Below are 14,582 nucleotides of genomic sequence, written 5' to 3' on the forward strand. Positions count from 1 at the left end.
TTCTAGAAAAAATCGTTTGAATCGATTTTTATAACCCCATGAGACGGTATGCTTGATCTCGAAGATCTTTGTCTGTCTCAAATACTCCACGAGCTACTGTTGTCAAGGTTGCAGTTCCTGGTTTTCGAACACCACGCATGCTCATACACATATGCTCTGCTTCAATAACAACGAAAGCACCTTTGGCACCTAGATATTCCATCAAAGCATCTGCCACTTCGATATTCAAGCGTTCTTGAATCTGTGGCTTTTTAGCATAAACTTCAACTGTACGTGCCAGCTTTGACAAACCTGCCACGCGTCCATCTGGAATGTAGGCGATATGAGCTTTCCCATAAAATGGCAAGAAGTGATGTTCACACATAGTATGGAAAAAGATATCCTTTTCCACTACCATATTGTCATCGATAATTTCAAAGGATTTTGACAAGTGCTCCTCCGCAGTTTGACCAAGTCCTGAAAAAATCTCTTGATACATACGAGCTACACGAGCAGGTGTCTCCTGTAATCCTTCGCGGTCAACATCTTCACCGACCGCTTCGATAATCATTTTTACAGCCGTCTCAATTTTTTGTGTATCCATTCTCTAGTTTTTCCTCTCCATCAGATAGGCTCTCACCTGGCTCAAGAAATACAAGGAGCCCGTAACTATCCTAACTTTTTTTTTCTCTTCATTTTCTGTCATTTTTTGATCTAGAAATTCCTTCCAACTTTGATAGTTGAGATTTCTAGAATAAGCTACTTTTTTTAGTACTTTTTCGTCTGTCGCTCGACCGTCATCAAAGTGAGTCAATGTCAGCTCAGTATCTGGCAAAGTTCCTAACAAGTCTAACATATCCTCCAAGGCCTTGGTTTTTATACATGTAAAAAGTATTTCCTTGTGATAATCAGCAAATCGTTCTTCCAAGGTAACTAACAAAGCCTTGACAGCATGGGGATTGTGAGCCCCGTCTAAAATCATCAAAGGGTTTCTAGAAACAACTTCAAAGCGTCCAGGCCAACTTGTTTCTTCTAAGGCTTGAGCCAACAAGTCATTTTCTGGTAATTCTCGTCTACTCTCCTGACAGTACCTATCTAGTAAAGCTAGTGCCATCCCAGCATTCTCTATCTGGTGCAAACCCAGCAATCCTGTCTGAAAGCGACCTTGTCTAAGCGGGCTTGTATAGTCAAAGACTTCTCCCGTCCCCACACTCCCTTGATGACTGACTTGATAATCTTCCCCATAAACAAGTCTAGGAGCCTCTTTCGCTTTCGCGATTTGGTTGATAACTGCTAAGGCTTCTGGGACAATATTTCCTGTTACCAGGGGAACTCCTTGTTTGATAATTCCAGCTTTCTGCTCCGCGATAGCTTCCAAGCTATCCCCTAGTAAAGCTACGTGATCAAGGCCAATGGTCGTAATACCTGTTAAGATAGGCTGACAAACATTGGTACTATCCAAAAGTCCACCCATACCTACTTCCATAATGGCCACATCGACTTGCTCAAAAGCAAAATAATCATAGGCTATAGCAGTGATAATCTCAAACTCTGTCATTCCCTGCAAATCATGAGCGTGCTCCCCCTCAAGTAGTGAGCGATAGTCTACCAACAAGGTCTCTAATCTTGCTTCTGGGATAGATTCCTCATTAATGGCAATCTGATCGGTATAATGAATCAGATAAGGGGAGCTAAAGACACCAACTCTTAGTCCCATCTTTACCAACATATTCTTCAAAAAGGCTATAGTAGATCCCTTACCATTGGTTCCTCCGATATGGATAACCTTGAGTTTCAGATGAGGATTGCCACGTAGGGTTAATAGCTTCACCATTCTCTCCAAACCAAAATGCGGTTGGTCTGTCCGGTAGCTAGTTATCCACTGATTCGTTTCGTTTTTATTCATCTTATTTATACTGTTTCAAGTTTAAATTTTCCGCATCATCTGCCAGACGGATGGCTGATGCGATTTCAACTGCCATCTTGTGGCTGGCTACATCGTGTACACGCACAACTTCTACACCCTGTCTAGTAGCGATACTAGTCACATGAGCTGAAGCCGTATCGCGATTGCGGAAGCCAGCTTCAGTTTCTGGGTTTACTTCAAAACCATTTTCTTCCAGAATATTGATGACAAAGCGCTTACGAGAGACTCCTAAAAAGATAGGATAGCCCATCTCGTGTAATTTATCAAGGTCACGTAGAAGTATGAGATTTTCCTTTTTGGTCAAGCCAAATCCAATCCCAGGATCCAGCATGATCTTTTCTTTCGAAACTCCTGCTTTTTCCGCTCTTACTAGAGCACGGTCAAAGAAAGCTGTCATCAATTCTTCTACTGGTTGTTGTTCAAAGTCAGCCAATTCTTTATCAGTAAAAGGCTCTCCAAAGCCAAAATGAGGGAAGATAAGTGAACTAGGGTGCTGAGGGCGTGCCATTACTGGATTAAACATGATGACTACCTGAGCTCTAGCTTTGGCAACCACTTCCGCCATCTTCTCATCCCCCATAAGACCTGTAATGTCATTGACTATATGGGCCCCAGCCTTTAGAGCTGCTTCTGCAACTTGGCTTTTCCAAGTGTCTACCGAAATGAGAACATCACTCTCTTGACGGATAGCCTTAATGACTGGAACCACACGTTGGATTTCCTCTTCAATCTCAACATAGCTACTTCCAGGTCGAGTAGACTCTCCACCGATATCTAAAATAGTGGCACCTTCTGCAATCAATTTTCGAGCTTGTTTTAAGGCTTCTTCAATAGCAAAAAATTGGCCCCCATCAGAGAAAGAATCTGGGGTGACATTGATAATACCGCAAATAGCTGTTTTTGTATGATTGTCTCTTTTTTCCACGATTATCACTCAAATTTCATTTAGATTGGTATTTCTCTATTTTACTGTTTTTTTTGGATTCTGTCCAATTATCCCTCGCTACTCTCAAACTTTAAAAGAGCGAAAAAAAGAGAGTGGGACAGAAATCGGTAATTCGTTAGAATTCGACTTCGTCGTCCCACCTCCGCACAGTTGAGTAGGGTTGTAAAAGCTGATGAAATCAGCGTAGTAGAGACCACTCAACCACTGCGTCCTGCTCGAAAATCCAAAGACAATTGAGAGGCTAGGACTTTTGTCCCAGCCTCCTTTTTTATATTCTTATTTTTCAGTCAAAGCTGCAAGTCCTGGAAGTTCTTTACCTTCAAGGAGTTCCATAGAAGCACCACCACCAGTAGAGATCCATGAGAATTTGTCTGCACGTCCAAGATTGATCGCTGCGGCAGCTGAGTCACCACCACCGATGATTGATTTAACGCCTGGTTGTTTCACGATAGCGTCCATCACACCGATTGTACCAGCTTGGAAGTCAGGGTTTTCAAATACACCCATAGGACCATTCCATACAACTGTTTTCGCACCAGTCAATTCTTGGTCGAATTTAGCGATTGATTTAGGACCGATATCAAGACCAAGGAATCCTGGATCTACTGCTTCACCTTCAGTGTCTTTCACTTCAGTGTAGTCAGCAAATGCGTTTGCTTCTTTTGAGTCAACTGGCAAAATCAATTTGCCGTTTGATTTTTCAAGAAGAGCTTTCGCCACATCCAATTTGTCTTCTTCTACAAGTGAGTTACCGATTTCGATACCTTGAGCTTTGTAGAATGTGTAAGTCATCCCACCACCGATAAGAACTTTATCAGCTTTTTCAAGCAAGTTTTCGATAACACCGATCTTGTCAGATACTTTTGAACCACCAAGGATAGCTACGAATGGACGTTCTGGAGCTTCAACTGCTTCTTTGATGTAAGCAATTTCGTTTTCAAGAAGGAATCCAGCAACTGCTTTTTCAACGTTTGCTGAGATACCAACGTTAGATGCGTGTGCACGGTGAGCTGTACCGAATGCATCGTTTACGAAGATGCCATCTCCAAGTGATGCCCAGTATTTACCAAGTTCAGGATCGTTTTTAGATTCTTTCTTGCCGTCAACATCTTCAAAACGAGTGTTTTCTACCAAGAGAACTTGTCCATCTTCGAGAGCGTTAATCGCTGCTTCCAATTCAGCACCACGAGTAACACCTGGAAGGAATGTAACTTCTTGACCCAATTTAGCAGCCAAGTCAGCAGCTACAGGAGCAAGTGATTTACCTTCTTTGTCTGCTTCTTCTTTCACACGTCCAAGGTGAGAGAAGAGGATTGCACGTCCACCTTGTTCAAGGATGTACTTGATAGTTGGAAGAGCTGCAGTGATACGGTTATCGTTAGTGATCACGCCATCTTTTACAGGTACGTTGAAGTCAACACGAACGAGAACTTTTTTCCCTTTCAAGTCAACGTCTTTAACAGTCAATTTTGCCATTAGATATGACTCCTTCTTTTTTTTTACGTGTTAATTATATCACAAAATCAATAAAAGAGATAGCAAAACCTTAAACTTTTCCCCAACCATTTCACAAGATTAAATAAGGATAACCTTTGAAGCTATGACAGTATACACCACATTTTTTCCTCATCTACTATGCAAAAAAGATTTGACCATTAAAAGTCAAATCTTTTTTATTGTATGAAGTCAATTTTAGATCAAAATTCTAGCTTAATCTTCTTTTTTCTTTTGAGCGAGTAGTCCAAAACCACCTAGGACTCCGACCAATCCAAGAGCCAGAAGATTTGCATCTGCTCCTTCACCTGTACTTGGAAGTTGTTTTCCTTCAGATTTTTCAGCTTGTGCTTCTGCTTTTGCTGGCTCCTGCTTATCTGCTTGTGCTACTGGAGCAGGTGAAAGAGGTTTGTCATCTTGGAAATCCACTTTTGGCCCAATCTCAACAATCTCAGTAACAGTTTCTTTGATAAGCTCTGTTCCCTTAAGACTGCGGTTGCCTTCAGTGTCAACCTCTACCAGATTTCGACGAAGTCCTTCAACTCCTGCTTGAACCAGGCGACGTTCTCCTGCTTTAAGACTAGGACTTACTCGTTCTTCATGGCCGTATGCAACCTTTTCTTCCTCAACCACTAATGCTGGATTGCTAATGATCAAATCTTTGACTCCGTCTAGTGGTTGAACACGGCTTTCTACCTTGGTACCAACTTCAGTAATCTCAGCCACTGCTTCCTTGACTACTTCTGTCTCAAGAAGAGAGCGGTTGCCTTTGGCATCAACTTCAATCAGACGACGAGTCTGACCTTCTACACCTGCCTGAACTATTCTACGTTCTCCTGCTTGAAGGCTAGGATTTACTCGTTCTTCATGGCCGTATGCAACTTTTTCTTCTTCAATCACCAATGCTGGATTGCTGATAGTCAAATCTTTGACTCCGTCTAGCGGTTGAACACGGCTTTCTACCTTGGTACCAACTTCAGTGATTTCTGCAACTGCTTCCTTGACTACTTCTGTCTCAAGAAGAGTACGGTTGCCTTTGGCATCAACTTCAATCAGACGACGAGTCTGACCTTCTACACCTGCCTGAACTATTCTATGTTCACCCGCCAAGAGGTCTCCTGACGGACGTTCTTGGCGTTCGAAGGCTTGAGTTTCTGTTTCAACCACTAGCTCAGGTAGAGCTTCAACTGTTGGAGCAGTTTCACCTTCTTCTAAGCTACCTACATGGTGGCTTTCTTCTGCAGGAGCTAGTTTCTTATTCAGCTTTTCTTTCATGTCCGCAAATGCTTCTGGACTTGGATTTGTTGAGCCAATAAGAGTTTCTGCTTGAGCGATGATTGGATCGTCTGCATTTTTCTCACGAACTTTTCCTAGAAGAGTTTCAAGCTCTTCCTTAGCTGTTTGATAAAGCTGTACACCATCCAAGTCTGCACCTGCTTGTTTTAAATCGTTCAGGGCTTGGTTGACCGCTTCTTGACTAGCATCGTGGTTTTCTAAGATGGCTTTTGCTGCAGCAAGCTTCTCAACTAGAGCTGCTTGTTTTGCTGCATCCGCAAATGTATAAGCTAATGTTTCTTTGCGTCCTTGAGTAGATGTGATTTCTTGTTTCAGATATTCGTCGTTAATGGCTGCCTTAGGTGATACTAGAACATCAAATTCGACAGTTTGTCCTTGATAGTGCAACTCAAGTTTTTGACGGCCTGTCTTTTGAGGATCATAGCCTGTAATTTCGACTCCTTTGTCTGTAAAGCTATGTTCTGTCTCAGTTTCATCGTCATACAAGACCTTGAAGCGTCCTTCTGATAAGTCAAGAGCATCGCCTACAAAGTAATCAATCTTCGGTTGTTTACTAATATACAGGGCTGCGACTTCTTTTGGACCAGCTTCTTCACCAGTCACTTGAACCTTGAAGCTCCCTGCAACTGGAACTCCTAGGTAAGTTAATGTTAATTCTTGCTCTCCATTACGGTGGGCATTATAACCATTTACAGCAATTCCGGCATGAGTCAAGTTAATCAGCTCATCAGCTTCACCACCTTCGTATTGAACACGGAGAAGACCACCTTTGAGATTCAATTCCTCGCCATCTTGGTAAGTTGTCTTTTTAGGTGCTACTTCTAGACTGACAGACTTAATCTTTCTATCATCCTGAGGAATTGTTACAGCAAGAGTATTACTGATTTCTTTCCCTGGCAATTGTGTACGATAGTAAAGAAGGCTCGGACGTTTTTCAAAGTTTAATGGATCTGTCGCCAAATCCCCTCCAACTACTGTATTCAAGGTAGCGATTGGAGTTTGTGAATCTGCCTTGTCATAGACTGTAATTGTTGCTCCAGCAGGAACTTCTGAGAATCCAAGTTGAATCTTATTGTCCGTTAGGACACGCGCTGCGACTTTAGCCATTGGGATGTTTTGACTCTCAGTGTCAAGAGCTTCATACATCTTCCAGTTATAGATACGGATGGCTTTCCATGGTGTTCCATTATCAGACGTAATAACGTGCAAACGCCATTCTTGCGCAGTGATTGGACTATCAAGAGTAATATCTGACACATGGGCTCTGTTGCCACGAACAGCCTTGGCTAGTTTCCATTCTCCAGCTTCATCCTTGTAGTAGAGGTCAAAGTCTTTCGTATTCATCAAACCATCGTTGACAGACTCTCCGCCAGCACCGGCATGGTCCATGACCCATCTAACGACACGGCGTGGTTGTGTCAAATGGATATCAACGCTACCACTCAACTGAGCAGAAGACCATTTGTCAGATAGACTAGTGATCGTCCCATTCAACATACCTTCGATACCTTCACCGCCTTCTGTGTCTGGGAAGGTACTTCCGATAACAGTCGCTCCTGGAACGATATTTTCTGCTAATGGTCTTGGAAGACTTGTGTCTTGGACAGTCATTCCCCACTCAAAGTTTGTAGTTGCTGCTTCAGAACGAAGGCCATTCTTACCAACTGCGACAACCTTCAACTCTTGACTAGTACCAGTTGCACTAGCTGAACGGCTAACTTTTGGTAGGTAAATAGTAGTTGCTGATGATCCTGTCAATAGGCGCCAAGCATCGCCATCCTTCTCATAAACTTCATAGAAATCAGCATCTTTATTTCCAGTAAATTGGACAATGGCTTCTGCTTCTTGGGCATTTTTAAGGGATTGTTTAGCTACTTTAAGAGCTGTTGGTACTTGAGGAGCCTCTTGATTATCAGTCACCGTTAACTCACCCAAGTTAAATTGATATCCCTTAAGGGCAGCAGTATTTTCAAAAGTGAGCTTGATACCATAAATAGTCTGACCTGCCAAGGCACTCAAATCAAATTCATCTTTTGTCCAATTGTCAGATAGAGTCAGCTCTTTACGAGCATTCTCGCCACCATAGGTATAGTTTTTCTGAGTTGCAAACTCTACATAGACCTTGCTTCCCTTACCACCTTTATGAGCAACACGAAGTTTTGTTTTATCTGTTACTTCCAGTTTTGTAGAGTAAAGGCGAACATCTTGGTTGGTATTTTCAGCTAAATCACCCGCAAATTTGAGTGAATTCCCTCCATTGTAGGCATCTTCAAAGTCATAATCAGCTTGAAGTTTAGCACCTGATGAAGTTTGCCACCAGCGCCATGTAGGCAAGATACCTGATACAGAACGATAGTTCCATTCCGAATCCTTAGAAACTTTACCGTCTACAAACCATTTTTTACCATGTCCTGTGTTAAAGGATGTTGTGAAGCTACGTCCCACTGCTGGTGTACGATCAGCTACTAGGTTAGCAATCCCGTACCAGTCCTTGTCATCTGGTTTTTGACCAGTTGGATCTCCTTGGTAACCTGTAAAGAAGATATTTTCATTCTTGTGATAGTCTTCTCCTGTCTTACCAAGACTAGTGATAGTATCAGGTGCAAAGAGTCCAAGTGATAAGCGGAGCTTGCCTTTTTCATCAAAAAGAGCATCCCATTTCACTTTTGTCTTGTAAGAACCACCTTGTTGCAATTCCATACCTGCAAAAACATCATACTGACTGCGACCTAGCCATTGTGCCATCGTTACAGAGTAATCATTTTTCTCTTTAGTCCAGTTAAAGTTGGCAAAGAAGTGATCCGCAGGAACCTTGTCTCCCTCTTTTTCCATGAATTGGTAATTGTATTCACCCAAACCATCTTCATGATAACGACCATATTCATAGGTCATGGCATCGTACCAAGAATATTTCACTGGATGATTGACTTGAGCTGCATATTCCTTGGTATAGAGCATGAAGTCACGCATTTTCTTACCAAGAGGCGTTACGATATCTCCTGTTGTTTCTTGGTTGATAAAATATCCATCAAATCCATAGTATTTAGCCAAATCAACCAACTTACGAGCGATAGGGAAAGTTCCGTCTTCGTCTTGTTTAAGGGCTTCGGCAAATTTTTCTTGGTCTGCAATACTATTAGACCAGTTGAAGAAGAGTGTACCCAATACAGGGACACCATTACGGTGACCAGCATCAATCACGTCCGGAGTTGGAACGAGTCCTTCCCAGAAGACCATTGAATTCAAGTATTGCCAGTAGTCAAAAGCATAGGCTTTAAACTCTTCACCACCTACAGAAGCGTGGTCTTTAGCCTTAGAGTTGGTATTGGCAAGAGCTTCAACCTTGGCATCCTTATTGGCTTTTTCGTTGACTACATGCCCACGGTAACGTTTAGCCAATTCAACTGAAGAACGATTAATAGCGTCATCTTCACGTGCACCCGGTTCCCATTTCAACAAATCTTCCCAAGTATCAAATTTAATTTCTTTTGGTCGAAGACTTTTTTCTTCTTTCTTAGGAACATCTGAGACAGTTGCTTTCTCTTCAGCCTTATTTTCTGTAGCCACAGGTGCTTCTTCAGCCTTATTTTCTGCAGCTACAGGTGCTTCTTCAGCCTTAGGCGCTTCAGCAACCGGACTAGCTACTTCCTTATCAGCTGCAGTCAATTTGTCCAAGGTTGGTTTTTCTTCTGAAATAGGTTGTTCACTAATCTTGTTTTCTGTCTCTTCCAACTGCTTTAATACCTCAGGTGGAGCTGTAGTTGGTTGCTCTGATGGGGCAGGCGATGCTTGCTCTGTAGCCACAGCAGTAGTCCTTGTTTCATTCGCTGGGATTGCAACTTCTTCTGCTAGAGCTTGGTTGGCAAATAAAACCGAACCAATCATCAAAGAGCAGGCACCCACTGATAATTTTCGAATACTATAGCGGCAACGTTTCTCAAAAAATGGATTCTTCATTTTTTCTCCTTTCACTCCCAAAAAGTAAGCGCTTTATTTTTATTTTTAAAAAGTAACTGCCCTTAAAATAGCAGAACTGTTCATTTTTATTTTATGATATTTATAAGTAGAGTCAACAGTCATCCTAAAATATCTATAAAGGGGTGAATAAATGATATAAATTAGACAATCAATTGCCTTTTTTACATTTTCATGATATTTTTCTAAAAAAATGCGTTTACTACTTGTTAGATTGCTTAGAATCCTTTAAAATAGAATGGGAGAAATTCCGCGATTAGTTTTCGGAGGGAAAATAAAATGTCCATTAATTGGCAGGAAATTGCATTTCACTTTTTAGGTGGCCTGGGACTATTCTTATATAGTATCAAAACCATGGGGGACGGTTTGCAACAAGCAGCTGGAGATCGTCTTCGATATTACATTGACAAATATACTAGCAATCCTTTCTTTGGAATTTTGGTTGGAATTGGGATGACTGCCCTGATTCAATCGAGTTCAGGTGTTACGGTGATTACAGTGGGTCTGGTTAGTGCCGGACTATTGACCCTGCGTCAGGCTATTGGGATTGTTATGGGAGCCAATATTGGAACAACCGTCACATCCTTTATCATTGGTTTTAAATTGGGAGACTACGCATTACCTATGCTCTTTCTCGGAGCAGTCTGTCTCTTCTTCACAAAAAATAGAACCATCAATAACATCGGACGAATTGTCTTTGGTGTCGGTGGTATCTTCTTTGCCCTCAATCTTATGAGTGGCGCTATGGAACCCCTTAAGGATTTACAAGTCTTTAAAGACTACATGGTAGAACTTAGTAAAAATCCAATATTGGGTGTTCTTGTCGGAACTGGTTTAACCCTTCTGATTCAAGCCTCCTCAGCGACCATCGGGATTCTACAAAATCTCTACGCTAGCAATCTGATTGACCTTCAAGGAGCCCTACCAGTGCTCTTTGGAGATAACATTGGAACTACTATCACTGCTATTATCGCTTCTTTGGGTGCTAATATTGCAGCCAAACGTGTGGCGGCAGCCCATGTGGCCTTTAACGTTATCGGGACTGTTATCTGTATTATCTTCCTCGTTCCGTTTACAGGCTTAATCCAATGGTTTGAGAGTTTCTTAAATCTAGCTCCAGAAATGACCATTGCCTTCGCCCACGGAACCTTTAACATTACCAATACAATCATTCAGTTTCCATTCATCGGAGCTCTTGCCTTCATGGTAACCAAACTTATCCCTGGAGAAGACGAAGTTGTCAAATACGAGCCACTTTACCTTGATGAGCAACTGATCAAACAAGCTCCGTCTATCGCTCTTGGAAATGCTAAAAAAGAACTTCTACACTTGGGTAATTATGCTGCGAAAGCCTTTGATCTCTCTTACGACTATATCATCAACTCTAATGAAAAAGTTGCAGAAAAGGGACATAAGACTGAAGAAGCTATCAATACCATTGATGAAAAATTGACTCGTTACCTCATTAGTTTATCTGGTGAAGCTTTGAGCCAAAAAGAGAGTGAAGTCTTAACAAATATCCTTGACTCTTCACGAGACTTGGAACGTATCGGAGACCACGCAGAAGCCCTGCTCAATCTTAACGATTACTTGCAACGCAAGAATGTTCAATTCTCTGAGGCTGCCTTAGAAGAACTAGCAGAGATTTATCTTAAAACTAGTGATTTCGTCAAAGATGCTCTTGAGAGTGTGGAAAACAACGACCTCGAGAAAGCTCAAGCTCTTGTCGAGCGACACGAAGACATCAACAACATGGAACGTGTCCTTCGTAAGACTCACATCAAACGTCTAAATAACGGTGAATGTTCTCCTCAAGCAGGTGTCAACTTTATCGATATTATTTCACATTACACTCGTGTATCAGACCACGCTATGAACCTTGCTGAAAAGGTTTTGGCAGAACAAATTTAAAACGAAAAAAATGCTTTGATTCTTTCGAATCAAAGCATTTTAAATAGCTCTCCAATCATAAATGAAGATGCGGCTGCACCCCTGTATCTCGCTTCTTCCTTTTTGATAAAGCGGGCCAGATTGACTAACTCTGGCGAAGGTGTTCTAGGATTCTTGAGTAGTTCAAGTGTGACTAGCCCTGAAAGTCGGACTGCAAGCAAGCGCTCATTAGTGCTGGGCAATTGCTTAGCAGTCTCTAGGAGCGCAGCCACTAAATCCTCACTCAGGTTTTGACGGGCATGATTGTAAAGATCCCGTATCAAGGTTTCTAGGTTTGGTTCTTCCATCCCTATTACCTCCATCATTTCTGTTTAATAATTTTTGATTAAATCTACTGTAGAACGATCCAATTTTTTAACCAAGGCTTGTAAGAAAGCTTGAGCTTCAAGGAAATCGTCCATTGCATAAAGGGTTTGGTGAGAGTGGATATAACGGGCACAAACACCGATTGTTGTTGATGGGACACCACCATTTTTCAGATGAGCTGCACCTGCGTCAGTTCCACCTTTTCCACAGTAGTATTGATACTTGATTCCAGCTTCTTCAGCAGTTGTCAAAAGGAAATCCTTCATACCTGGGAGAAGCAAGTGACCTGGATCGTAGAAACGAATCAAGGTTCCATCACCAATCTTACCTTGACCACCATAAACATCACCAGCTGGCGAGCAATCCACAGCAAGGAATACTTCTGGATCAAATTTAGTTGTTGAGGTATGAGCACCACGAAGTCCAACTTCCTCTTGGACGTTAGCCCCAAGGTAAAGTTCATTTCCCAGTTTTTGGCCTGACAAGTTTTCTGCCAACTCACTAACCATGAGAACACCATAACGGTTATCCCATGCTTTTGAGATGATATTTTTTTCATTAGCAGTTAGGATTGTGCTACTATCTGGAACAATTGTGTCTCCAGGACGGACACCAAAACTTTCAGCCTCAGCCTTATCAGCAAAACCACCATCAAAAACGATATCTGAAATAGCTGGCATGGTTGGGCCACCTGTGCCACGAGTCAAATGTGGAGGAACTGAACCCGAAATTACCGGTATTTCACGTCCTTGGCGCGTGAAGAGTTTAAATCGTTGGCTGCTAACAACCATTGGGTTCCAACCACCAATGCTGACTACTCGGAAGGTCCCATCTGCTTTGATTTCACTAACCATGAAACCAACTTCATCCATGTGAGAGGCTACCAAAACACGAGGTGCATTTTCAACTTCTGAGTGTTTAACCCCAAAAATGCCCCCCAAGCCATCAGTCACAACTTTATCCACGTGAGGTGTTATTTTTTCACGAAGATAAGCACGTACAGGCGCTTCGTGACCTGAGATAGCAGAAAGCTCTGTTACTTCTTTGATTTTAGAAAATAATGTTGTCATTTTAGTCCCTTCTTTCTTTCAACCATTTTACCACTTTTTATAGGAGAACGGTAGTAGAAATCGACATTTTAGTGATCAGCTTACTTCTTACACCAAAAAAGAATCACGACTGTGATTCTTTTTATTTTGAATTTCTCTTTAAAGAAAAGTGATCTGGTACGGGATCCTTACCTATTTCAGACCAAGGATGACATCGCAATATCCGGGCCAATCCCATCAGAACTCCCTTAAATCCATGCTTTTCAATAGCCTCAATCATATAGTTTGAACAAGTAGGCTCAAATCTACAAGAAGGTGGGAATGCAGGGGATATAAAGCGTTGGTAAAAGCGCACAGGCGCAATTAAAATTCGTTTCATTATTTATTAGTTGTTACAGCCATGGTGTGTAGTTGGCTAATTTCCTTTTTATTAAGACGACGGGATTCACCAGGACGGAGGCCTGTCAAGTCCAGGTGTCCAAAACGTGTCCGAGACAACTTATCCACTTGAAGTCCAACTGCTTCAAACATCTTTTTAACCTGATGGTTACGCCCTTCATGAATGGTCAGTTGTACTACAGAGCGGTTTTTGACTGGGTCTACTTTAAGAATCTCATAAACCGCTGGCTTCGTTTCCTTACCATCAATCTCAACCCCTCGAGTCAAGGGACGGAGATTTTCTTTGTTTGCAATTCCTTTCACACGCGCAACATAAACCTTATCGATTTCATTACGTGGGTGAATCATTTCATCGGTAAAGTCACCATCATTGGTCAAAATCAAGACACCTGATGTATCCCAGTCCAAACGTCCTACAGGGTAGATACGCTCTTTCACATTAGGCAAAAGATCGACAACCGTCTTACGTCCCTTATCATCTGTTACACTGGAAATCACTCCACGTGGTTTATTGAGCAGATAGTAGACTTTTTCTTCGTTATAGATGGGTTGGCCCTCAACCTCAACCTTATCACCAGACTTGATAGTCGTCGCTAATTCACGTACTACCTGACCGTTAACAGTCACCAAGCCTTGCTTGATCAACTCCTCTGCTTTTCTCCTACTGGCCACTCCTGCGTGGGCAATATATTTATTGATTCTCATCTTCTTCTATCCTTTCACCAAATAATTGGCTTTCTTGTGCTTGAATTTCAAGCTCATCAATCACAGGCAATTCTTCCAAATGGTTAATACCCATGTAATCTAGAAAATAATCCGTAGTTACATAAAGATTAGGGCGTCCAAGTACCTCTTTTTTCCCGTCTTCTCGTATCAAGTCAAAGGCCTGTAACTTAGCTAAGGCTCCACTCGAATTAACCCCACGAATAGCATCAATCTCAATTCTTGTGATAGGTTGCTTATAAGCAATAATGGACAAGGTTTCAAGCGCAGCCCGAGATAGACTTTGGTTGATTGGCGCCTTAGAATATTCCTTCAAAACAGCTGCAAATTGAGGCTTGGTTACCAATCTGTAGGCACCTCCTGTCTCAATCAGGGCCAAACTAGAATCCTGGTCTTTTTCATACTTTTTGGCTAATTTTTCAAGACTCTGCTGAACCCCTGTTGGTGGTAACGATAAGAGTTCTGCCAACTGACGAGCCCTAATCCCATCTTCACCTGACACAAACAGGAGTGCTTCTATTTTTGCTAAAGTACTCAT

At 42.0% G+C, this 14,582-nt stretch carries 11 protein-coding genes; 1 reads left to right on the forward strand and 10 read right to left on the reverse strand.

The window, feature by feature from the left end:
* Positions 1–28: 28 nt before the first annotated feature.
* From folE to QM857_RS03230, 5 genes are all read right to left on the reverse strand, one after another.
* The gene (gene folE, locus QM857_RS03210) at positions 29–583 is read right to left on the reverse strand and encodes a GTP cyclohydrolase I FolE (protein ID WP_414275045.1); all 555 of its coding nucleotides are present in this window, start codon (positions 581–583) and stop codon (positions 29–31) included.
* Between the two features lie 3 nt (positions 584–586).
* Positions 587–1,885: a bifunctional folylpolyglutamate synthase/dihydrofolate synthase gene (locus tag QM857_RS03215; protein ID WP_414275046.1), complete on the reverse strand. Its 1,299-nt coding sequence runs from the start codon at positions 1,883–1,885 to the stop codon at positions 587–589.
* Position 1,886: 1 nt separating this feature from the next.
* The gene (folP, locus tag QM857_RS03220; RefSeq protein ID WP_414275047.1) at positions 1,887–2,831 is read right to left on the reverse strand and encodes a dihydropteroate synthase; all 945 of its coding nucleotides are present in this window, start codon (positions 2,829–2,831) and stop codon (positions 1,887–1,889) included.
* Positions 2,832–3,128: 297 nt separating this feature from the next.
* Positions 3,129–4,328, reverse strand: coding sequence for a phosphoglycerate kinase (locus QM857_RS03225; RefSeq protein ID WP_414275048.1), 1,200 nt, complete (start codon positions 4,326–4,328; stop codon positions 3,129–3,131).
* A gap of 234 nt (positions 4,329–4,562) precedes the next feature.
* Complete coding sequence (locus QM857_RS03230) at positions 4,563–9,599, reverse strand: endo-beta-N-acetylglucosaminidase (RefSeq protein WP_414275049.1); 5,037 nt, start codon at positions 9,597–9,599, stop codon at positions 4,563–4,565.
* 297 nt (positions 9,600–9,896) lie between these two features.
* Here QM857_RS03230 and QM857_RS03235 point away from each other — a divergent pair, with 297 nt between their 5' ends.
* Positions 9,897–11,528, forward strand: a complete 1,632-nt coding sequence (locus QM857_RS03235) for a Na/Pi cotransporter family protein (RefSeq protein WP_414275050.1) — start codon at positions 9,897–9,899, stop codon at positions 11,526–11,528.
* Positions 11,529–11,557: 29 nt separating this feature from the next.
* Here QM857_RS03235 and QM857_RS03240 read toward each other — a convergent pair whose 3' ends face one another.
* From QM857_RS03240 to scpB, 5 genes are all read right to left on the reverse strand, one after another.
* Entirely contained in the window at positions 11,558–11,854 is a 297-nt protein-coding gene (locus QM857_RS03240; RefSeq protein WP_070677023.1) for a bacteriocin immunity protein, read from the reverse strand.
* Positions 11,855–11,878: 24 nt separating this feature from the next.
* A complete protein-coding gene (pepA, locus tag QM857_RS03245; RefSeq protein WP_414275051.1) occupies positions 11,879–12,943 on the reverse strand; it encodes a glutamyl aminopeptidase in 1,065 nt (354 codons plus the stop codon).
* Between the two features lie 121 nt (positions 12,944–13,064).
* Positions 13,065–13,301 (reverse strand): membrane protein insertion efficiency factor YidD, encoded by a 237-nt coding sequence (yidD, locus tag QM857_RS03250; protein WP_414275052.1) that lies wholly within the window; start codon positions 13,299–13,301, stop codon positions 13,065–13,067.
* Positions 13,301–14,026: a pseudouridine synthase gene (locus QM857_RS03255; RefSeq protein WP_414275053.1), complete on the reverse strand. Its 726-nt coding sequence runs from the start codon at positions 14,024–14,026 to the stop codon at positions 13,301–13,303. Before QM857_RS03255 ends, yidD begins: the two co-directional genes overlap by 1 nt.
* Complete coding sequence (scpB, locus tag QM857_RS03260) at positions 14,013–14,582, reverse strand: SMC-Scp complex subunit ScpB (RefSeq protein ID WP_414275054.1); 570 nt, start codon at positions 14,580–14,582, stop codon at positions 14,013–14,015. The genes QM857_RS03255 and scpB overlap by 14 nt, the downstream gene beginning before the upstream one ends.

The sequence above is a fragment of the Streptococcus infantis genome (assembly GCF_047463315.1).
Taxonomy (GTDB): domain Bacteria; phylum Bacillota; class Bacilli; order Lactobacillales; family Streptococcaceae; genus Streptococcus; species Streptococcus infantis_AB.